Annotated in this window: 11 protein-coding genes and 1 pseudogene; 6 read left to right on the top strand and 6 right to left on the bottom strand. The window is 70.2% G+C overall.

Annotated elements, in window-relative coordinates; genetic code table 11:
* Positions 1–19: 19 nt before the first annotated feature.
* A complete protein-coding gene (locus AB0B86_RS27530; protein ID WP_357408896.1) occupies positions 20–2857 on the bottom strand; it encodes an aconitate hydratase in 2838 nt (945 codons plus the stop codon).
* 266 nt (positions 2858–3123) lie between these two features.
* Here AB0B86_RS27530 and AB0B86_RS27525 point away from each other — a divergent pair, with 266 nt between their 5' ends.
* On the top strand, positions 3124–3786 hold the full coding sequence (locus AB0B86_RS27525) for a DedA family protein (protein ID WP_357408894.1): 663 nt from the start codon (positions 3124–3126) through the stop codon (positions 3784–3786).
* Between the two features lie 412 nt (positions 3787–4198).
* Here AB0B86_RS27525 and AB0B86_RS27520 read toward each other — a convergent pair.
* A pseudogene (locus tag AB0B86_RS27520) lies at positions 4199–4381 on the bottom strand (phytochelatin synthase); the annotation flags it as partial.
* Positions 4382–4821: 440 nt separating this feature from the next.
* Complete coding sequence (locus tag AB0B86_RS27515; RefSeq protein WP_357408892.1) at positions 4822–5010, bottom strand: hypothetical protein; 189 nt, start codon at positions 5008–5010, stop codon at positions 4822–4824.
* A 19-nt stretch (positions 5011–5029) separates the two neighbouring features.
* Between AB0B86_RS27515 and AB0B86_RS27510 the strand changes: the two genes are divergently transcribed.
* The 4 genes from AB0B86_RS27510 (at position 5030) to pulA (ending at position 13126) form a co-directional block, all read left to right on the top strand.
* Positions 5030–5836 carry a hypothetical protein gene (locus tag AB0B86_RS27510; protein WP_357420103.1) on the top strand — a complete coding sequence of 269 codons (807 nt, stop codon included), beginning with the start codon at positions 5030–5032 and terminating at the stop codon, positions 5834–5836.
* A gap of 204 nt (positions 5837–6040) precedes the next feature.
* Entirely contained in the window at positions 6041–6673 is a 633-nt protein-coding gene (locus AB0B86_RS27505) for a hypothetical protein (protein ID WP_357420102.1), read from the top strand.
* Between the two features lie 99 nt (positions 6674–6772).
* Positions 6773–7471, top strand: coding sequence for a cellulose binding domain-containing protein (locus AB0B86_RS27500; RefSeq protein ID WP_357420101.1), 699 nt, complete (start codon positions 6773–6775; stop codon positions 7469–7471).
* 123 nt (positions 7472–7594) lie between these two features.
* Positions 7595–13126: a pullulanase-type alpha-1,6-glucosidase gene (pulA, locus tag AB0B86_RS27495; protein WP_357420100.1), complete on the top strand. Its 5532-nt coding sequence runs from the start codon at positions 7595–7597 to the stop codon at positions 13124–13126.
* Positions 13127–13186: 60 nt separating this feature from the next.
* On the opposite strand, the gene AB0B86_RS27490 is transcribed toward pulA, so the two are convergent.
* From AB0B86_RS27490 to AB0B86_RS27480, 3 genes are all read right to left on the bottom strand, one after another.
* Positions 13187–14821 (bottom strand): hypothetical protein, encoded by a 1635-nt coding sequence (locus tag AB0B86_RS27490; RefSeq protein WP_357420099.1) that lies wholly within the window; start codon positions 14819–14821, stop codon positions 13187–13189.
* Between the two features lie 291 nt (positions 14822–15112).
* Positions 15113–16984, bottom strand: a complete 1872-nt coding sequence (locus tag AB0B86_RS27485; RefSeq protein WP_357420098.1) for a right-handed parallel beta-helix repeat-containing protein — start codon at positions 16982–16984, stop codon at positions 15113–15115.
* Positions 16985–17625: 641 nt separating this feature from the next.
* A complete protein-coding gene (locus tag AB0B86_RS27480) occupies positions 17626–19107 on the bottom strand; it encodes an aminopeptidase P family protein (RefSeq protein ID WP_357408877.1) in 1482 nt (493 codons plus the stop codon).
* A gap of 128 nt (positions 19108–19235) precedes the next feature.
* Between AB0B86_RS27480 and asnB the strand changes: the two genes are divergently transcribed.
* Positions 19236–21197 (top strand): asparagine synthase (glutamine-hydrolyzing), encoded by a 1962-nt coding sequence (gene asnB, locus AB0B86_RS27475; RefSeq protein ID WP_357408875.1) that lies wholly within the window; start codon positions 19236–19238, stop codon positions 21195–21197.
* Positions 21198–21256 lie beyond the last annotated feature (59 nt).

Below are 21256 nucleotides of genomic sequence, written 5' to 3'. Positions count from 1 at the left end.
TTCAACGATCGGTACGCGATCAGTTGGCGATCATGCGGCGCAGCACGTACTGCAGGATGCCGCCGTGCCGGTAGTAGTCCGCCTCACCCGGGGTGTCGATCCGCACCACGGCGTCGAACTCCACACCGGTGTCGGTGCTGACCTGCACGGTGCGCGGGGTCTCCCCGTCGTTGAGCGCTGTCACCCCGGTGATGGTGAACGTCTCGGTGCCGGTGAGGCCGAGCGACTCGGCGGTGACGTCCACCGGGAACTGCAACGGCAGCACGCCCATGCCGATCAGGTTGGAGCGGTGGATCCGCTCGTACGACTCGGCGATGACCGCCCGGACACCCAGCAGCATGGTGCCCTTGGCCGCCCAGTCCCGCGACGAGCCGGAACCGTACTCCTTGCCGGCCAGCACGACCAGCGGGATGCCGGCCTCCTGGTAGGCGACGGAGGCGTCGTAGATCGAGGTCTGCTCGCCGGTGAGGTGGTTGACGGTGAAGCCGCCCTCCACCCCGGGCACCAGCTGGTTACGCAGCCGGATGTTGGCGAACGTGCCCCGGATCATCACCTCGTGGTTGCCGCGGCGGGAGCCGTACGAGTTGAACTCGTGGCGCGGCACGCCGTGCTCGGCGAGGTACGTGCCGGCCGGGGAGTCGGCCTTGATCGCACCGGCCGGCGAGATGTGGTCGGTGGTCACCGAGTCACCCAGCTTGGCCAGCACCCGGGCGTCGGCGATGTCCACGACCGGGCTCGGCTCCTGCTGCATGCCCTCGAAGTACGGGGGCTTACGCACGTAGGTGGAGTCGTTCTCCCAGGCGAAGGTGTCACCCGTCGGGGTGGGCAGCGACTGCCACCGCTCGTCACCGGCGAAGACGTCGGCGTACGCGGCACTGAACCCGGTCGCGCCGATCGCCTGGGCGATGACGTCCTGGATCTCGGCGCTGTTCGGCCAGATCTCCCGCAGGAAGACCGGGTTGCCCTCGCTGTCCTCACCGATCGGCTCGTTGGCCAGGTCGATGTCCATCGTGCCGGCCAGGGCGTAGGCGACCACCAGCGGCGGAGACGCCAGGTAGTTCATCTTGACGTCCGGGTTGATCCGGCCCTCGAAGTTCCGGTTGCCCGACAGCACCGAGACCACCGACAGGTCGTGCTCGTTGACCGCTGCGGACACCTCCTCGGGCAGCGGGCCCGAGTTGCCGATGCAGGTGGTGCAGCCGTAGCCGACCAGGTTGAAGCCGAGCTTGTCCAGATACGGCGTGAGACCGGCCCGCTCGTAGTAGTCCATGACGACCTTCGAGCCGGGCGCCAGGGTGGTCTTGACCCACGGCTTGCGGGTCAGGCCCTTGTCGACGGCGTTGCGGGCCAGCAGCGCCGCACCGATCATCACCTGCGGGTTGGACGTGTTGGTGCAGGAGGTGATCGCGGCGATCACCACGGCACCGTGGTCCAGCTCGTACTCGACTCCGTCGCTGCCGGTCACCCGGACCGGGTTGCTGGCCCGACCGCCGCTGCCGACAGCAGCCGTCTCCAGGTCGCGCGGCTCGTCGGCCGGGTCGCTGAACTCGTTGGCCGGCGGGTCGCTGGCCGGGAAGGACTCGGCGCTCGCCTCGTCGGCGGGGCCGTTGGCGCCCACCGGCAGCTGCTCGCGGGCCACGCCCGGCTTGAGGTCACGCTCGCCGGCCGAGTCGTCGGCGACGTAGTCGGTCAGCGCCGAGCGGAACAGCGTCTTCGCGGCACCCAGTGGCACCCGGTCCTGCGGGCGCTTCGGGCCGGCGAGGGACGGCTCGATGCTGCCGAGGTCCAGCTCCAGGCGCTCCGAGTACTCCGGCTCCGCCTCCGGGTCGTGCCAGAGGCCCTGCTCCTTGGCGTACGCCTCGACCAGCGCGACCTGCGCGGCGTCGCGGCCGGTCAGCTCCAGGTAGCGGATCGTCTCCGCGTCGATCGGGAAGATCGCCACGGTGGAGCCGTACTCGGGGGACATGTTGCCGATGGTGGCCCGGTTGGCCAGCGGCACGGCGCTCACGCCGGGGCCGTAGAACTCCACGAACTTGCCGACCACACCGTGCTTGCGCAGCATCTCGGTGATGGTCAGCACCAGGTCGGTGGCGGTGGTGCCGGCCGGCATCTCGCCGGAGAGCTTGAAGCCCACCACGCGGGGGATCAGCATGCTGACCGGCTGGCCGAGCATCGCGGCCTCGGCCTCGATGCCGCCGACGCCCCAGCCCAGCACGCCCAGACCGTTGACCATAGTGGTGTGCGAGTCGGTGCCGACCACGGTGTCCGGGTACGCCTGGCCGTTGCGCTCCATGATCGTGCGGGCCAGGTACTCGATGTTCACCTGGTGCACGATGCCGGTGCCCGGCGGGACGACCTTGAACTCGTTGAACGCGGTCTGGCCCCAGCGCAGGAACTGGTAGCGCTCCTTGTTGCGCTCGTACTCCAGCTCGACGTTGCGGGCGAACGCGTCCTCGCGGCCGAACAGGTCGGCGATCACCGAGTGGTCGATGACCAGCTCGGCCGGGGCGAGGGGGTTGACCTTGGTGGCGTCGCCGCCCAGGTCGCGTACGGCCTCGCGCATGGTGGCCAGGTCGACCACGCAGGGCACACCGGTGAAGTCCTGCATGAGGACCCGCGCCGGGGTGAACTGGATCTCCACGCTCGGGGCGGCGGTGGAGTCCCACCCGCCGAGCTGGCGGATGTGGTCGGCGGTGATGTTCGCGCCGTCCTCGGTCCGCAGCAGGTTCTCCAGCAGGATCTTCAGGCTGTACGGCAGCCGAGCGTGGCCGTCCACCTTGTCGATCTTGAAAATCTCGTAGCTCGCGTCTCCGACGCGTAGCTGGGTCTTCGCACCGAAGGTGTCGAGGCTCGCCACGTTCTACTCCTTCACACCAGCGACCGTGAGTAGTCCTGAGCAGTCTGTCGCACCGGTCGGGGTGCCGCCGAGGTTAGGTGACACTTACCGCCGATTCCGCGCTCTACAAAACCGTACGTCCGTCTTGCTATTTGCGCAACCCGAGTGCCGGGCTCCGGTCCACGCCAACACCTAGCCTCCTAGGACGCCTTATGCGGGGTGCGGAAGGGCACTTCGGGCCGGTTGCCGCGGGTAGGGTTCGAAGCCCGGCCGGAGAAGGGGTCACCGTGTTCGACGTCCAGCACTGGCTCGTGTCGCTGCCACCGATCGCGGTATATCTACTTGTGGGCGGCGTCATCGGCGTGGAGAGCATGGGCATCCCGCTGCCCGGCGAGATCGTCCTGGTCAGCTCCGCGCTGCTCGCCGCCACGGGTGTGGTCGAACCGGAGTGGGTGGCCACCGCCGCGGCCACCGGTGCGATCGTCGGCGACTCCATCGGGTACGCGGTCGGCCGTCGCGGGGGCCGACCACTGCTGGCCCGACTGGGCCGGCGCTTCCCCCGCCACCTCGGCCCCGCCCAACTCGTCCGGGCCGAGCAGAGCTTCGCCCGCTACGGCGTCTGGGCCGTGTTCTTCGGCCGTTTCGTGGCACTGCTGCGGATCCTGGCCGGCCCGCTCGCCGGGGCGCTGCACGTGCCGTACCGGCGATTCCTGCTGGCCAACGCCGCCGGCGGGTTGGTCTGGGCGTTCGGCACCACCTACCTGTTGTTCAGCGTGGGTCGGGCGGCCGAGCACTGGCTCAAGGACATCTCCTGGGCCGGGCTGGCCATCGCGGTCCTCGCCGGTCTGGGCAGCACCTGGTGGCTGCGCCGCCGGGCCCACCGCATCGAGGCAGCCGAGCCGGTGGTGGACGTTGAGCCGGCGGAGCCCCTGGGGCCACGCGCTCGCTGAGCCCGTGCCTGACCGCTGGCGCTGGCGCTGGCGCTGGCGTTCGGTCGGCTGAGGGCTGGCGGCCGCGCGGAGTTGTGCCGCGAGCGTGCGGACCGGATACGGGCTGGGCTTGTGGGTTGGGTGTCCTTTCGAGCTGATGTCGTCAACGAATCATCTGCTCGGTTCGGTTCGGTTCGGCTCGGCTCAGCTCGGTTCGGTTCGGCTCGGCTCAGCTCGGTTCGGTTCGGCTCGGCTCAGCTCGGCTCGGCTCGTCGTGACTCGTTTACGGCATCAGCTCCAAAGGACTCGTGTGTAGTAGGCGGGCCGCTCCCGATCGCTCGAACTAGCCTGGATCTTGTTCGTTCTTTGACGTGGGCAACGCCGAAGGGCCGGTCCCCGTGGTGGGGTCCGGCCCTTCGGCGGTGGGTGCTGCTTAGCTGGTGGCGTAGCCGCGGGTGGCGATCCAGTCGGCGAGGTGCTCGACGGTCACCTCGTACGAGGCGGTGTTCGGGTTGGCGGAGTCGGCGATCTTGACGATGTTGCCGTTGTCGCGGTAGCCGACGACGCTGATGTAGTGCCCACCCTCGAAGGAGTGGATACCACCGTCGGTCCCCGACCACCCGACAGCACCCGCCACATCCGGCGAACCACCCAGCCAGCCAGTCCACCTGACCCGACACGACGGCCATGCGGCTTGATCGACTCGGATTCCTTGAAACCGCGCTGTCCCGATGCCGGGGATACCCCGACATCACAAAACACGAGTGGATCATGCCGCTCTGCGCCGTTCGAGCCCAGGCACCGACCCGCGCGAACACGAGCAGGGCCGAGCACGAGCAGGGCCGAGGACGAGCAGGGCCGAGCACGAGCAGGGCCGAGGCGCGGCCGACGGCACGTCCGGGATGAAGCACTCCACATGATCGTGCTCGGTCCAGGAAATAGGCCCTCGATGCGTCGACGAGGCCACTACAACCAGGATCGAGCGGATCAGTGGAGCCCGAGACCCCGCCTCGATGTCACGCCGCGGGGTGAACGTCCACCCGGGAGAGTCGGTGGTCAGGCGGTGTCAGCGGGCTTCGCGGCGTCGCCGGCCTGGGCGTGGCGTTCGCGCAGGCGCTGCCGGATCTCCTCCGGGGTGTACGCGCGTCGACGCCGTTCAGCCCGCGCGATGACCACGCCGGAGGCCGCCACGCCGGCGAGGCCGGCCAGCCCGAGGATCTTCCACCACCGCAATCCTTGCCGCATCGGCCTAGGCTAGTCCCTCATGAGCATCAGCCTGGATGAGGCCGTCGAGCTGACCCGCACCGGTGACGTGTGGGTGTTCCGGGGGCGCAGCGTGCCGGACCGGGCGATCCAGTTCACCACGAACAGCCCCGTCAACCACGTCGGGATGGCGGTGGTGCTCGACGACATGCCACCGTTGATGTGGCATGCGGAGCTGGGCAGGTCGTTGCCGGATCTGTGGTCGGGCACCCACCAGCGCGGCGTCCAACTCCACGACCTGCGGGACGCGGTCTGCGTCTGGGCCAACCGGTACGGCCAACGGGCGTGGCTGCGGCAGCTCGACCCGCCGGCCGGCGAGGAGATGGAGCGCGCGGTGCTGCGGACGATCGCGCGGTTGGACGGCACGCCGTTCCCGTCGACGGCCCAGTTGGCGTGGCGCTGGGTGCGCGGTCGGGTGCCGTCGCTGCCGAAGCTGGGCCGCCCGGCACTCCGATCGGCCGCGACGCCCCCGAGTGCGACGCCCCCGAGTGCGACGCCCCCGGCCGCGACGCCCCCGGCCGCGACGGCCCCGACTGCGACGCCTCCGGCCGCCACGCCCCCGGCCGCGCCGCCCCCGGCGACGATGTCCCCGGCCACTGGCGGGTCCGCGCGGGAGCGGGACCGGGCGCTGGAGACGGCGTACTGCGCCGAGGTGGTGGCGGTGACCTACGAGGCGATGGGGTTGCTGCCGGCGGGCCGGCGTCCGAACTGGTACGACCCGGGGCGGTTCTGGAGCGGGGATGACCTGGGGCTGGGCGCGGATGCACGCCTGGGTGCCGAAATTGAGGTCCGGGTGCCGCCGCGCTGACGGGGTGCGCCGACTGACCGGGACCGCCGGTGGGGTCGAGCCGTTTTCCGGGGCCTGCCGGCCGGTTGGTCCGTTCCGTACCCGCCGGGTGTCCGGTGGGTACGGTGCTGGCTACGCTGTCGCCTCGGTGGGACGAGGGGAGACCTGATGGCGGTGCGGCCAGATGGTGCGGCAGGGTCACGAGCGGCGCGGGTGTTGGCATCAATGCCGTGGATCGTGGTGCTGCTCGGTGTGTGTGCGCTGGTGGTGCTCCTGGTGATCGCGCTGCTGTCGTTCCGGACCAGGGAGCGGGACACCAGGCCGCTGGCCGCGCCTTCGGTGTTTCTGCCGACGGTGCCGGCTGCCGCGTCGGCCACCGGTGGGCCGACTCCGGGCGCGGTGGAGCGGCGTTCGGTGTCGCCGCGGCCGTCGCGTAGTAGCCGGACGCCGTCGCCGCGGGCCACGGTGACCGGTTCGCCGACGCCGGGGCGGACGAGCGCTCCGGCGGTGCCGGTGGCGCCGGTGGCGCCGACGGAGGGCACTGTGAGTGCCCGGTACCAGGTCGGCACGAACGGCTGGGACGGCGACGCGGCGGTGCTGTCGATCGCGAACGGGTCGAGTCGGTCGGTGGACTGGCTCGTGGAGTTGACGTTCGACGACGACCTGTGGGCGGTGCGGGTCGTCGACGACTCGGGTGTGTCGCTGCGCGGTCGGGGGGACGGCCAGTTCACGCTGCGCGGTACGAGTTCGCTGGCGGCGGGGGACTCCCGGACGCTGCGGTTGCGCGTCGGCTGGGGTGAGTCGGCGCAGCGGCCGCTCCGGTGCACGGTCAACGGGGTCGACTGCCGGCTCGGCTGAGTGGGGGTCGGGTCGGTGGCGCGCGGGGCGGGTCTTCGGGCGCTTCCGGCTCCGGCTGCCGATCGCTAGGCTGCCCGGACGGTGCGCTGAGGGAGGTACATGTCCGGCATGCGTCGTGCCCCGCGACTGTCGCACGGTCCGGCTGCGATCGTGTCGTCGCCCTGGATCGTGGTGGGCGCTGGTGTCCTCGTGATGGTGGTCCTGCTCTTCATGGCTCTGGGCGCGTACCGGGGGCGTAGTCCCGCACCTGACGGGGCACCGGTGCCGCCGGTGTTGCCGCTGCCGACGGCGGCGGAGGTGCCGAGCGTGCCCGGCCCGGCGTCGTCGCCTCCGCCGGTGCGGCCGGGATTGTCCGGGCGGGCGAGCGGGCTGCCGCCGAGCGCTTCGGCCGGGTCGCGGTCACCGTCGGGCAGCGCGTCCGTCCGTGCGACGGGCGGTGGGCCGGTGCTGACGCGGTCGCCGAGTCGCGCAGCGCAGGAGCCCTCGGCGATGACCGGGCGGTACCGGGTGGTGCAGAGCTTCGACGGGGGTTTCATCGGCGAGGTGGCGATGACCAACCGTTCTGGTGAGAGTCGTGCTTGGACGGTCAGGTTGGAGTTCTCCGGGGGGCGGTTGGTGACCGCCTGGGTGGAGGGCGTGCCGCAGGGGACGCTTCGCCAGTTCGGCGACGGGTTCACCTACGTCAGTGGGGTGGACGTGCGGCCCGGTGGTTCGGTGTCGTTGCGGTTCCACCTGGAACGGACCTCCAGCACGCCCCGGGAGTGCACTGTCGACGGGGTGCGCTGCGGCGGGTTCTGAGCGCTGTTAACGCCGCACGCTTCCGCAAGAATGCTGCTGTGTTGCGACAGTGTTTGCAAAGCATTGCAGATTGTTTCGGCGAGGGTTAGCGTGCGGCGCATCAGCGACCAGAGGAAGGCGTCGATGAAACCCACGCCGATACCGCGCACCGCCCTGCTGGCCCTCGTCCCCCTGCTCACCCTCACCCTCGCCGGCACTCCGGTCGCCGCGCATCCGGTCGCCGCCGTTCCCCAGGCGTCCGACACTGTCCCGCTCGCCGTGGGCGGCGCCACCCAGTGGCGTGCCGAACCCACCGCCGAGGCGCTGCTGACGGCGGGCGGCAACGCGGCGCGGGCCGAGCAGTTCTACTTCGTGCTGCCGGACCGGTTCGCCAACGGGGATCCCCGCAACGACAGGGGTGGCCTGACCGGTGACCGGTTGCGGACCGGGCTCGACCCGACCGACAAGGGCTTCTACCACGGTGGTGACCTCAAGGGCGTCATCGACAAGCTGGACTACATCCAGGGGATGGGCACCACTGCCATCTGGCTCGCACCGGTCTTCAAGAACCGGCCGGTGCAGGGCACCGGCGACGACATCTCGGCCGGCTACCACGGCTACTGGATCACCGACTTCACCCAGGTGGACCCGCACTTCGGCACCAACGAGGAGATGAAGCGGCTGGTCACGCTCGCCCACCGGCGCGGCATCAAGATCTACCTCGATGTGATCGTCAACCACACCGCCGACGTCATCAAGTACGCCGAGGACAAGTACGCGTACGTGGACAAGGCGACCTCGCCGTACACCGACGCGCAGGGGAGGCCGTTCGAGGACCGCAACTACGCCGACGGCAGCCGCGCGTTCCCGGCGGTCGACACCGAGTCGTTCCCGTACACGCCGACGTTCGCCGAGCCGGGTGACGCGAGCGTCAAGGTTCCGGCGTGGCTGAACGACGCGACCATGTACCACAACCGGGGTGACTCGACCTTCGCGGGCGAGAACAGCGAGTACGGCGACTTCTTCGGCCTCGACGACCTGTGGACCGAGCGGCCCGAGGTGGTTCGGGGGTTGACCAAGGCGTACGGGGACTGGATCGGCGCGATCGGCGTCGACGGGTTCCGGCTGGACACCGTGAAGCACGTCAACATGGAGTTCTGGCCGCAGTTCAGCCAGGGCATCGAGCGGGCCGCCGAGCAGGCCGGCAAGAAGGACTTCTTCATGTTCGGTGAGGTGTACAGCGCCGACCCGGAGATCAGTTCCCGCTACGTCCGGCAGGGTGGGCTGCCGGCCACCCTCGACTTCGCCTTCCAGGAGGCCGCCCGCGGTTACACCACCGGTGCCGGTTCGGCGAAGGCGCTCGCCGACGTGTACGCCCGCGACGACCTCTACGCCGCCCGGGACACCGACGCCGGCCGACTGACCACCTTCCTCGGCAACCACGACATGGGTCGGATCGGCTCGTTCGTCGCCGCCGGTGGCACCGACCCGGCCACGCACCTGCGCCGCGACCAGCTCGCGCACCAGCTGATGTTCCTGACCCGGGGCCAACCGGTGATCTACTCCGGTGACGAGCAGGGCTTCACCGGGCCCGGTGGGGACAAGGACGCCCGGCAGGACATGTTCGCCTCGAAGGTGCCCGACTACCTCGACGACGACCTGCTCGGCACCGACCGCACCCACGCCAGCGACCAGTTCGACACCGGCCACCCGCTGTACCGGACCATCGCCGAGCTGGGCCGGCTGCGTCAGGCGCATCCCGCCCTGCGCGACGGTGTGCAGGTCACCCGGTACGCCGCCGACGGCCCGGGAGTGTTCGCCGCCTCCCGGATCGCCCCCACCGACCGCACCGAGTACGTGGTGGCGGTGAACAACGCCGACACCGCGCAGACTGTCACAGTGGACACCTGGTCGGCCGGCGCCACCTTCACCGGCATCTACGGCGGAGCGGGCGGTGACCCTGCCGGCGGCGCGTCCCCGGCCGGTTCGACCGGGAAGGCCGGCACCGACGGCAGGCTGGCGCTGACCGTGCCGCCGCTGTCGGCGGTGGTGTACCGGGCCGGCACCCCCATCGCGCAGGCGGCCGGCAAACCGACAGTCACCATCACCGCGCCCGCCCCGGACGCGCCGGTCGCTACCCGGGCCGCGGTCACCGCCCAGGTGACAGGTGACCCCCTCGCCACCGTCACCGTCGCCGCCCGGGTCGCCGGTGGGAGGTGGACGTTGCTGGGCAGCGCCGACCACGCGCCGTACACCGTGCAACACGACCTGACCGGCCTGGCCGGCGGCACCCGCATCGAGTACAAGGCGGTGGTCCGCGACGGCCGGGGTCGCACCGCCACCGCCCGGTCCACCGCCACAGTGGGTACGCCCCCGCTGGGCGGCTCCCGGGAGTGGGCGGTGGTGCACTACCAGCGCCCCGCGGGCGGGTACGACGACTGGGGGTTGTACGCCTGGGGCGACCTCGACCCGGCGTACGTCACCGAGTTTCCCAAGGGGCAACCGTTCGCGGGGGAGGACTCCTACGGACGGTTCGCCTGGGTGAAACTCAAGCCGGGCGCGACGTCGGTGAGCTTCCTCGTGGTCGACGCCGGCGGCACCAAGGACGTGGCGCAGGACCGCAGCATCGACGTCACGGCCACCGGGGAGATCTGGCTGAAACAGGGCGACCCGGCGATCTATCCGAGCCGGCAGGCGGCCACCGGTGAGCCGGACCCACCGGTCGAGGAGGGCACCGCTGTCATCCACTACCGGCGGGCCGACAACACCTACGACGGGTGGGGTCTGCACGTGTGGGACGGCGCGGCCGACCCGACCGAGTGGTCGACGCCGTTGCGGCCGACGTCCGTCGACGCGTTCGGGGCGGTGTTCCGGGTGCCCCTGTCCGCCGGGGCGACCGGGCTGAACTACATCATCCACCAGGGCGACACCAAGGACCTGCCCGACGACCAGCGGCTCGATGTCGCCACAGTGGGCCGGGAGGTGTGGCTGCTCGCCGCCACACCGGGCCGGTTGCTGCCGACGACGGCGACGAGCGCCAGCGGGGACACCGACATCAGCAAACAGCAGGCGCACTGGATCGACAGGTCCACCGTGGCGTGGCAGACCCCGCCGACCGACGGCAGGACGTACGCGCTCGTCGTCGCGCCGACCGGCGGGGTCAGTGTGGTCGACGGGGAGCTGACCGGGGCGTACACCACCTTGCCGCTGCGGGCGCAGCGCAACGGGCTCACCGAGGCCCAGCGCACGGCGTTCCCGCACCTGTGGTCGTACCGTAGCTTCGCCCTTGATCGAGGTGACCTCGCGAAGGTGCCGGCGGCGCTGCGCGGGCAGTTGCTGGTGACCGAGCGCGACGCCGCCGGTGCCCTGCTCGCGGCGACCGGCGTGCAGATCCCCGGGGTGCTCGACGACGTGTACTCCGGGGCCACCGACGCCACCCTCGGGCCGACGTTCGTCGGGCGGACGCCGAGCGTCGCGCTGTGGGCGCCGACCGCCCGGAGCGTGCGGTTGCAGGTGTTCGACTCGCCCACCGCGTCGCCCCGGACCGTGCCGATGCACCGCGACGACCGCACCGGTGTCTGGTCGGCGCGCGGCACCGCCGCCTGGGTCGGCAGGTACTACCGCTACGAGGTGCAGGCGTGGCAGCCCGCCGCGCAGAAGATGGTCACCGCCGCGGTGACCGACCCGTACTCGGTGGCCCTGGCGGCGGACTCCACCCACAGCCAGTTTGTCGACCTGAACGACCCGGCGCTGGCCCCGGCGGGCTGGCGGACGCTGCGCAAACCGGCGCCGGTGCCCCCGGCGAAGGCGCAGATCACCGAACTGTCGGTGCGGGACTTCTCCATCGCCGACGAGACGGTGCCGGCCGAGCGGCGGGGGACCTATCTCGCCTTCACCGACCCGGCAACGGCCGGGATGGCCCACCTGAGGGCGCTCGGCGACGCCGGGGTCACCCACCTGCACCTGCTGCCGGCGTTCGACTTCGCGACGATCCCGGAACGGCGGGCCGACCAGCGTCAGCCGGCCTGCGACCTGGCGGCGCTCCCGCCGGACTCCGCCGAGCAGCAGAAGTGCGTGGCGGCGGTCGCCGAGACCGACGGCTACAACTGGGGGTACGACCCGTTGCACTACACGGTGCCGGAGGGCGGCTACGCCGTCGACCCGGTCGGTGCGGCGCGGACCACCGAGTTCCGGCGGATGGTGGCCGGGGTGAACGGCGCCGGCCTGCGGGTGGTGCTGGACGTGGTCTACAACCACACAGCGGCGGCCGGCACCGACGCGAAGTCGGTCCTCGACCAGGTGGTGCCCGGCTACTACCACCGGCTGTTGGCGGACGGCACCGTCGCCAACTCCACCTGTTGCGCCAACACCGCTCCCGAACACGCCATGATGGGCAAGCTGGTCGTGGACTCGCTTGTCACCTGGGCGCGGCAGTACAGGGTGGACGGCTTCCGGTTCGACCTGATGGGTCACCACCCGAAGGCGAACGTCCTGGCCGTGCGTGCGGCGCTGGACCGGCTGACCGTCGCCCGTGACGGCGTGGACGGCCGGTCGATCATGCTCTACGGCGAGGGCTGGAACTTCGGCGAGGTCGCCAACGACGCCCGGTTCGTCCAGGCCACCCAGGCCAACCTGGCCGGCACCGGCATCGGCACCTTCAACGACCGGCTGCGCGACGCGGTGCGCGGCGGTGGGCCGTTCGACGCCAACCCGCGGGCGCAGGGCTTCGCGTCCGGGCTCTACACCGACCCCAACGGCGACGACGTCAACGGGTCACCGGCCGAGCAGAAGGCCCGCCTGCTGCACGCCCACGACCTGATCAAGGTGGGTCTGACCGGCAACCTGCGCGGGTACCGGTTCACCGACACCGATGGGCGGCAGGTCACCGGGGCGCAGGTGGACTACAACGGCTCCCCGGCCGGCTACACCGCCGCGCCGGGGGAGGCCGTCAGCTACGTCGACGCGCACGACAACGAGATTCTGTACGACGCGCTGGCGTACAAGCTGCCGCAGGCCACCTCTGCGGCGGACCGCTCCCGGATGCAGGTGCTGGCCCTGGGCACCGTGGTGCTGGGTCAGGGCACCGGGTTCGTCACCGCCGGCACCGAGCGGCTGCGCTCGAAGTCGCTGGACCGCAACTCGTACAACTCCGGTGACTGGTTCAACCAGATCCGCTGGGACTGCGCACGGGGCAACGGGTTCGGTGTCGGTCTGCCGCCCGCGCCGGACAACGAGGACAAGTGGCAGTACGCCAAGCCGCTGCTGGCGGACCCGGCGCTGGTGCCGGACTGCGCGGCGATCACCACCACGAACGCCAGGTACGCCGAACTGCTGCGCATCCGGGCGTCGTCGCCGGTGTTCGGGCTGGCCACCGCCGAGCAGGTGCAGCGGCGGGTGGCGTTCCCGCTCTCCGGGGCGCAGGAGACACCGGGTGTGCTGACGATGACGCTGGACGCCCGGGGGCTGGGCGGGGCGTGGCGGTCGGTGACGGTCGTCTTCAACGGCACCCCGCAGGTGGCGAAGCAGACGGTGGCCGAGCTGCGCGGGGCGGACGTGGCACTGCACCCGGTGCTTGTCGAGTCGGTCGACGAGGCGCTGCGTACCGCCTCGTTCGACAGGGCCGCCGGCACGTTCACCGTACCGGCGCGCAGTGTGGCGGTGTTCGTCGGGAAGTGACAGGGGCCGGCCCCCTTCCGCGTCGCGCGGAAGGGGGCCGGCCGGTTGGGTCGTCGGTGATCAGGCGAAGCAGTTCTCGATGGCGCCGCCCGGGATGGCCAGGCAGTTCGTCGGGCGGTTCGCGGTGATCGCGGACTTGTCGTCCACGTTCACCGGCCCGAAGAAGGTGAAGACACCGCCCGGCGCGAAGGTGGAGAAGTTGTTGGCGACCTTCGTCCTCGACAGGTTGACCTCGCCGAAGATGTTGAAGATGCCGCCGCCGACCCCGATCGGGCCGATGGCCCGGTTGCCGACGACCTCGCTGTCGCGCAGCGTGGTGACGCTGCCAGCGTTGAAGACACCGCCGCCGAAGAAGCCGGCGGTGTTGTCCTTGATGCTGCTCTGCTCGAACGTGACAGCGCTGTCGAAGGCGATGGCCACACCGCCACCGACACCTGCGGTGCTGTTCTTCTCGATCGCCACGTGGTGCAGGTTGAGCTGGCTGTCCGCCGCGGCGAGGCCACCACCGGCGAGGATCGCGGTGTTCGAGGCGAACTTCGTCTCGTACGCCGTGGTGTTGCCCTCGATGTCGAGGTAGCCGCCGCCGAAGCCGAGCGTCTCGTTGTCGGTGATCTCGGCCTTCTTCAACTCGACGGTCCCGCCGTCGACGTTGTCGGTGAAGATCGGCGCGGCACCGTTGGAGATACCGCCACCACCGATCACGGCCGTGTTGTCGGTGATCTTCGACTCCTCGACCTTGAGCAGGCCGGCGTTGAAGACGCCACCACCGAAGAAGAAGGCGGTGTTGCGGGTGACGGTGCTGTGCCAGATCTTCGTGGTGCCGAAGTTGGCCACGCCACCGCCGTTGCCGCCGGACTGGTTGAGGACGATCTCGGACTCCAGGATCTCGGCGGTGCCGCCCGGCTGGACCAGGATGCCGGCACCGTCGTTGTCGTCCGGCTGCTCGACGAGCGGCGTGACGACACCCGGCGTGGCCTTCGGGGTGACCTTCGGCGCGGCCTTCAGACCCGCCTTCGGGTTGGCCTGTCGGGTGCTCAGCGCCTGGGCCAGCGGGGTGCCGGCCTTCACCTGCGCGGCGATCGCCTCGGAGTCCGAGTAGGACGCCCAGACGGCGGCCGGCGCGACGGCCTCGAACAGTTCGAGGGTCTGGCCACCCTTGATGGTCAGGCCCTTGATGGTGAGGTGACCGCCAGCGCCGACGTTGAGGATGCGGAAGTAGTCGGCGGTGGCTTCCCGGGCGATCGTGGTGTGCTCACCCTTGAGGGTGATGTTCTCGGTGATCACCGGGAGGCCGTTGCCCTGGTAGTCGTTGCGGCTCAGGTTGTAGGTGCAGCCCTTGGCCAGCTCCAGCACACCGCCGTGCTTGTTGTTGGCGAACACGATCGCCTGGATCAGCTTGTCGGTGTCGCAGGGCACCTCCTTCCCGCGCTCGTGGTCCTTGTCCCGGTCCTTGTCCTTGTCCCGGTCCTTGTCCCGGCCCTGGTCCTTGTCCCAGTCACCGTGCTGGTCGCCGTCCTTGCTGACCTGCGTGGTGTTCCAGTTCAGGCCGACCGCTCCGGCGCTGCCCGCGACGCCCACCGCCGCGAGGCTGATCACGCCTGTCAAACCGGCCACGCCACTGGCGAGCCAGAGCTTGCGGCGGCGCTTGGCCGTCGCCCGCCCGGAGGCTTCGTTGTTCGTTAGGTAGTTGGACATCGGAGCTCTCTGCCCTCTCCTCGTACCAGACAGGGTCGCCGCCGTCAGACGGGCGTCCCCTGCTACAAATCGGTTGTAGCTCCCAAAACCACCGTATGAGAAGGTTCCTCGCCTCGCGGGCTTATCCGAGAGAAGCCCACATTCGGTTCATGTTGCGCCCAGCTGGGGCCGGACCCCCACACCACCGCCCAAGCCGGCCGCGACGCCTGTGACCTGCCCAAATGGGTACGCCCCTCCGAACCGTGACCGGCTCGGAGGGGCGCGCCCTCTATGTGAATCAGCCCCACCCGATCAGGCGAAGCAGTCCGGAACGTTGAAGCAGTTGGTCGGGCGGTTGGCAGTGACAGCGGACTCGTCGTCAAGCGTCACGGTGCCGCCGAGGCTGTTGAAGATGCCCCCCGGCGGGAGGGTGGAGAAGTTGTGCGCCACTGTCGTCCGGTGGAGCGTCACCAGGCTCCCCTCGGTGTTGAGGATGCCGCCAGCACGGCTGAACGGGCCGAGGGCCCGGTTGCCGACGACCTCGCTGTCGCGCAACGTGGTGACGCTGTCGTCGTTGAAGAGGCCGGCACCGGAGAACCCTGCCTTGTTGTCCTTGATGGCGGTGTCCTCGATCGTCGCGGTGCTGTCCGAGACGACCGCCACACCGCCACCATCGCGCGCGGTGCTGTTCCCGGCCACCGTGGCGTGCTTGAGGGTGAGCTGGCTGTCGGCCACGGCCACGCCGCCGCCCGTGAGGACCGCCGTGTTGTCGGTGACCTTCGTGTCGTGCAGGGTCGTGGTGCCCTCGACGTCCAGGACACCGCCGCCGAAGCCGAGCGTCTCGTTGTCGGTGACCTCGCTCTTGTAGACCCAGACCGAGCCGCCGTCGACCTCCTCGGTGACGATCCGCGGCGCACCGTTGGCGATGCCACCGCCGCCGACGATCCCGGTGTTGTCGTTGATCTTCGACTCGTCGACCTGGAGTACGCCGGCGTTGAAGATGCCGCCACCGAAGAAGAAGGCGGTGTTGTGCGCGACAGTCGTCTTGCTGAGCCTGGTGCTGCCGAAGTTGGCCAACCCGCCGCCGTTGCCGCCGGACTGGTTGTAGAGCAGTTCGCTGTCCAGGATCTCCGCCTGTCCACCGGGCTGTACCAACACCCCGGCGCCGTCGTTGAACCCGGGCTCCTCGACCAGAGGCGCCACCGAGGTCCCGGCCGGCTTCGCCGCCGCGGCGATCGGCTTGGCGGCTGCCGCCGTCGCCGTCGCCTTCGCTGCGGGCTTGGCGGCCTCTGTTGCTGCGGCCTTTGTTGCTGCGGCCTTTGTTGCCGTGGTCGCCTGGCCTGCCTTGGCTGCCGTTGTGGCTGCGGGTTTCGCTGCCGTTGTGGCTGCGGGCTTCGCCGCGGTTGTGGCTGCGGGCTTCGCTGCCGTTGTGGCTGCGGGCTTTGCTGCCGTTGTGGCGGCCGGCTTCGCCGCCGGGTCGGCCGCGGTGGGCCCGATCACCGTCGAGTACGGCGCCCAGACCGTCGCGGGGTCAGCGGCCATCGGGGCCTGAAGGGTCTGGCCACCCCTGATGCTCAGACCCTTGAGGGTGAGGTGTCCGCCGGGGCCGACGTTGAGGATGCGGAAGTAGTCGGCAGTGGCCTCACGACCCAGGGTGGTGTGCTCGCCCTTCAGGGTGATGGGCTGGGTGATCACGGGAAGGCCGTTGCCGCCCTGGTTGCGGGTCAGGGTGTAGGTGCAGCCCTTGGCCAGTTCCAGCACGCCGCCGTCGTCGTTGTTCGCGAACGTGATGGCCTGGATCAGCTTGTCCGTGTCGCACGGGACCTGCTGGGCGCGGTCCTTCTCGTCGCGCTTGTCGTCCTCGCGCTTGCCGGCCTTGCCGGACCGGTCGTCGAAGCCGCTCCAGTCGTCGCCGCTCCACTCGTCGTCCCGGGCGTCGGTTTCCTTGGCGCCGCCTTCGTCCGTGCCGCCAGCGTCGCTGGCGTTCTGCCGGTTGGTCGACGGCTGCGCGTCGGAGACCTGGTCGGATTTGGGCTTGTCATCCCTGGCGGCCACTCCGCCGAGGGCCGCCAGACCGACCACCCCGGTCAGCCCGGCCACGCCGGCGACCCACAGCGCCCGCCGTCGTCGTGTCGGCGGAGCTGTTGAGGCCCCGCCGTCGGTACTCGTTACGTCGTTGGACATCAGAGCCTTCCGCCCTTTCCTGCTACCAGACGGGGTCGCACCGCCTGAGGCGCCACGACCAGCTACAAATGGGTTGCAGCCTCTGATCCCCACCGTATGAGAACCATCTTCGCGATGCGGACGTATCCGAGATAACCCCGCATTCGGCGCAGGTTAGATGTCGCCGGGCAAGCGGTCCCGGGCTGGCGAAAAGGGGGTGAGCAGCGCAAAGCGGTGACGCTGGCGGGTGAATGTCACCGCCAGCTGCGGCTCGGCTGGCAAGCAACCTGCGCGACCGCGCTGCGCAGGAACGGAGACCACCCATCCGGCCCGCGTGCCGCCCGACGCCCGCGCCGCAGGCCCGCCGAAAGCATGATCCACTCGGGTTTCATGGAAACCGTGGTGTCGGCGGGGTTTGGATAGCGCGGTTTCCGTGAACCCGAGTGGATCACGCCCGAGTGGATCACGGGGGAGGGTGCTTGGCCGGCCGCCTCCGGCTGGGCCGGAGGTCTTGTCGACGACGACGCACCGGCGCCGCCTGGCCGTTGGTCGGCCGGCGACGCCGGTGCGGTGAAAGCTGGGGCGGTGAAAGCTGGGGCGGTGAAAGCTGGTGCGGTGAAAGCTGGGGCGGTGAAAGCTGGGGCGGTGATCTGGCGGGCTGGTCAGCCGGGCAGGCGGGGGCCGGCCTCGCGCTGCTCGGCCAGCCAGGTCTCCACCTCGTCGGAGGTGCGCGGCAGCCCGGCCGACAGGTTCACCGCGCCGGTCGCGGTGACCAGCACGTCGTCCTCGATCCGGATGCCGACGCCGCGCAGCTCCTCGGGGACCAACTCGTCCTCGGGCTGGAAGTACAGACCCGGCTCGACGGTGAGCACGTAGCCCTCGCCCAGCGCGCCGTCGCGGTACGTCTCCTTGCGGGCGTTCGAGCAGTCGTGCACGTCGATGCCGAGCATGTGACCGAAACCGTGCAGCGTCCACCGCCGGTAGACGGTCGACTTCTCGTCCATCGCCTCGTCCACGCTCACCGGCAGCAGACCCAGGTCGGACAGGCCCTCGGCGAGGACCCGCATGCAGGTCAGGTGGACGTCCTTGAACTTCACGCCGGGGCGGATGGCCTCGATGCCGGCCTGCTGCGAGGCGTACACGATGTCGTAGACCTGGCGTTGCAGGGCGGTGAACCGCCCGTTCACCGGGAGCACCCGGGTCACGTCGGCGGTGTAGAGGTTGCGGCCCTCGACGCCCATGTCCATCAGCAGCAGGTCACCCGGGCGGGTGGCGCCGTGGTTGTGCACCCAGTGCAGGATCGTGGCGTGTTCGCCCGCGCCGACGATCGAGCTGTAGCCGACGTCGTTGCCGTCGTGCCGGGCACGCAGCGCGAAGACGCCTTCGAGGAGCCGCTCGGAGACCGCCCGGTCGGCCGGCAGGATCCGGGCCACGTCCTCGAAGCCGCGGACGGTGGCGTCGATCGCGTCCTGGAGTTGGCCGATCTCCCACTCGTCCTTGACCAGCTTCATCTCCGAGATGGCGATGGCCAGCTCCCGGTCGCGGGCCGGCTGCCCGTCGGCGCGCGGGCCGTCGTAGGGGCGCACTGCCGCGTCCACCTGGGCGTCGAAACCGCGCAACACCCGGGTACGCCCCGGCGCCAGGTCGGCGAGAGTCGCCTCCAGGCCGGTCAGGTCGGCGGTGGGCAGGCCCAGCTCGGTCGACTTCTCGTTGAGGGTGTGTCGCCGGCCCACCCACAGCTCGCCGTTGCGGCTGCGGAAGAACTCGTCGGTCTCCCGGGAGGATCGGGGCCGCATGTACAGCGTCGCGTCGTGCCCGGAACCGTTGGGGCGCAGCACCAGCACGCTGTCGGCGTCATGGTCGCCGGTCAGGTAGGCGAAGTCGCTGCCCGGCCGGAACGGGTAGTCCGTGTCGTTGGCGCGGACCTTCTCGGTGCCGGTGGGGATGACGAGCGTCTCGCCGGGGAAGGCCGCGGAGAGCGCGGCGCGCCGCTTGGCGTAGTTGGGCGTCTCCGGCCGGGGTGCCACGGGGAGCGCGGTGTCGCGCCAGCCCTGCCGCATGAAGGACAGGAACGCCTCCGGGAAGTCCGGATCGTGTGATTCCGTGCCGTCCGTCGGCGTACCGCCGGTTTGTCCCTCGGTCATTGCGCCGCTCCCTCCGCTTCGTTGCTGATCCCGACGGTACCGCGCGCCCGGTTCGCGCCGACGCCCCCGGCGGCCGGATCGACGGACGGCTGCGACGGGCCGACAGCACGCGTGGAAAGATGACGACCATGTGCGGACTTCTGGCCTTCTTCAGCGCGAACGGCAATGCCGCCGCGCACCGCGACCACATCGCCGGAGCGTTGGAATGCCTGCACCACCGCGGCCCCGATGAGACAGGGGTCGAGGTGGTCGGCGACGCTTCCGGCCGGTACGCGGACGGCGTGTTCGCCCACAAGCGGCTGGCCATCATCGACGTCGCGTCGAGCCACGAGCCGCTGCCCTACGCGAACGGTCGTTACCTGCTCACCTTCAACGGTGAGATCTACAACTACATCGAGCTGCGCGAGGAGTTGATCAGGAACTTCGGTGCGCAGTTCGCCACCGCCGGTGACGGCGAGGTGATCGTGGCGGGCTACCACTTCTGGGGCGAGCAGGTGCTCACCCGGCTGCGGGGCATGTTCGCCTTCGTCATCTGGGACCGGCAGGAGCGGCGCGCGTTCGGCGCCCGCGACTACTTCGGCATCAAGCCGATGCACTACCTGGAGACCGCCGACGGCCTCTACCTGGCCTCGGAGAAGAAGGCGCTGCTGCCGTTCGCGCACAGCAGCTACCAGGGTGACGCGGGTGTCGACCCGGCCAATCTGAGCCACTACCTGACGCTGCAGTACGTGCCGGAGCCCGGCACCCTGCACAAGGGCATCAGCCGGATCGGCTCGGGGGAGTACCTGAACTGGACCCCGGGCGGGCGCATCGACGTACGCCGGTGGTACCGGCCGGTGTTCCGGCCGGCGCCGGTCGACGACGAGCAGAAGCTGTACCACGAGATCCGGGAGACCCTGCGGGAGAGCGTGCGCATGCACATGCGCTCCGACGTGCCGGTCGGCTCGTTCCTGTCCAGCGGCATCGACTCGACAGCTGTGGTGGCGCTGGCCCGGGAGTTCAACCCGAACATCCTCACCTTCACCGTCGGCTACGACGTGCCGGGATATTCGGAGATCGACGTCGCGCAGGACTCGGCGCGGCACCTGGACGTCACCACCATCCCCACCAAGATCGGTCCGCAGGACATGATCGACGCGCTGCCGAAGATCGTCTGGCATCTGGACGACCCGGTGGCGGACCCGGCGCTGGTGCCGCTCTACTTCGTGGCGAAGAAGGCCGCCGAGCACGTCACAGTGGTGCTCTCCGGTGAGGGCGCGGACGAGTTCTTCGGCGGTTACACGATCTACCGCGAGCCGCTGTCGCTGGGCACCGTCAACGGCCTGCCCGGCGGGGTGCAGAAGGGCCTGCGGGCGGTCTCCAAGGCGATCCCGCAGGGGGTCAAGGGCAAGAGCTTCCTGGAGCGCGGCACCACCCCGATCGAGGAGCGCTACTACGGCAACGCGCGGATGTTCACCGAGGAGGAGAAGCAGCACCTGATGCGCCGCTACGACCCCTCGGTGCGCTACACCGACGTCACCGCCCCGATCTACGCCGAGTGCACCGAGCTGGACGACGTCACCAAGATGCAGTACGTCGACCTCTACACCTGGCTACGCGGCGACATCCTGGTCAAGGCCGACCGGATCTCGATGTCGCACTCGCTGGAAGTGCGGGTGCCGTTCCTCGACCGCGAGGTGTTCGACGTCGCGGCGAAGATCCCGGTGGACCTGAAGCTGCCGCCGCGCTCCGACGCCACCAAGTACGCGATGCGCCAGGCGTTGCAGGGTGTCGTACCGCCGGCCATCGTCAACCGCAAGAAGCTGGGCTTCCCGACCCCGACCCGCGTGTGGCTGCGCGGCGAGATGTACGAGTGGGCCCGGCACGTGCTCAGCACCTCGGGCGCGGGTGACCTGCTCGACCTGTCGTACGCGCTGCGGCTGCTCGACGAGCACAAGCGGGAGGAGGCCGACCACTCCCGCAAGGTGTGGACCGTGCTGATCTTCTGCATCTGGCACGCCATCTTCGTGGCGAAGACCCTCGACCCGGGCATCCAGCGCAACCAGTCCGCCCTGCTCACCAAGCCGGTGGTCGGCTCGATGGTGCGCTGACACCCACAGTGACCAAGAGGTTTGCGTCAGCCGGAGCAATCCGGTGACGCAAACCTCTT

The sequence above is a fragment of the Micromonospora sp. NPDC049047 genome (assembly GCF_040649135.1).
Classification (GTDB): Bacteria; Actinomycetota; Actinomycetes; order Mycobacteriales; family Micromonosporaceae; genus Micromonospora.
This window is presented reverse-complemented; position numbering and strand designations above follow the sequence as displayed.

What these genes read in the sequence shown, in the direction of transcription:
- AB0B86_RS27515 (WP_357408892.1), bottom strand. Translation starts at nt 5,010, where the DNA reads ATGCGGCAAGGATTGCGGTGGTGGAAGATCCTCGGGCTGGCCGGCCTC.
- AB0B86_RS27510 (WP_357420103.1), top strand. Translation starts at nt 5,030, where the DNA reads ATGAGCATCAGCCTGGATGAGGCCGTCGAGCTGACCCGCACCGGTGAC.
- AB0B86_RS27505 (WP_357420102.1), top strand. Translation starts at nt 6,041, where the DNA reads ATGCCGTGGATCGTGGTGCTGCTCGGTGTGTGTGCGCTGGTGGTGCTC.
- AB0B86_RS27500 (WP_357420101.1), top strand. Translation starts at nt 6,773, where the DNA reads ATGTCCGGCATGCGTCGTGCCCCGCGACTGTCGCACGGTCCGGCTGCG.
- pulA (WP_357420100.1), top strand. Translation starts at nt 7,595, where the DNA reads ATGAAACCCACGCCGATACCGCGCACCGCCCTGCTGGCCCTCGTCCCC.
- AB0B86_RS27490 (WP_357420099.1), bottom strand. Translation starts at nt 14,821, where the DNA reads ATGTCCAACTACCTAACGAACAACGAAGCCTCCGGGCGGGCGACGGCC.
- AB0B86_RS27485 (WP_357420098.1), bottom strand. Translation starts at nt 16,984, where the DNA reads ATGTCCAACGACGTAACGAGTACCGACGGCGGGGCCTCAACAGCTCCG.
- AB0B86_RS27480 (WP_357408877.1), bottom strand. Translation starts at nt 19,107, where the DNA reads ATGACCGAGGGACAAACCGGCGGTACGCCGACGGACGGCACGGAATCA.
- asnB (WP_357408875.1), top strand. Translation starts at nt 19,236, where the DNA reads ATGTGCGGACTTCTGGCCTTCTTCAGCGCGAACGGCAATGCCGCCGCG.